Annotated in this window: 1 protein-coding gene; it reads right to left on the bottom strand. The window is 60.5% G+C overall.

The features are described 5' to 3' along the window. The coding region (locus tag KVS69_RS19010; RefSeq protein ID WP_254622293.1) for an ABC transporter substrate-binding protein at positions 1–357 on the bottom strand (357 nt) is incomplete at both ends.

The raw sequence follows: 357 nt of genomic DNA on the forward strand, positions 1-357 counted from the left end.
CTGGCGAACCTTGGCGTTGTCGAAGGGCTTTACCTTGGTGTTGAGCGTCACATAGCCGGTATGAAGCTGCTCGCCATCGACGATCATCTGCGCGCCGTCGGCGGAATTCTTGATCTCCAGGAATTTTGCCGGCGGTATGCCGTCGCCGGCGATATCGACCTCGCCCTTCTGCTGGCGCAGCAGCGCGACGTGCGGCTCCTGGCCCACCTCAACCGTGAACTTGTCGATATGCGGCACGTCCTTGACGTAGTAGTTCGGGTTCTTCTCGAAGACGAGATGCTGGCCGATCGTGCAGTCCTTCAGGATGAAGGTGCCGGAACCGACCGGCTTCTTGCCGAAATCGCCGGCAGCCTCCTC

This window comes from Stenotrophomonas sp. GbtcB23, from assembly GCF_019091045.1.
Lineage (GTDB): Bacteria > Pseudomonadota > Gammaproteobacteria > Xanthomonadales > Xanthomonadaceae > Stenotrophomonas > Stenotrophomonas rhizophila_A.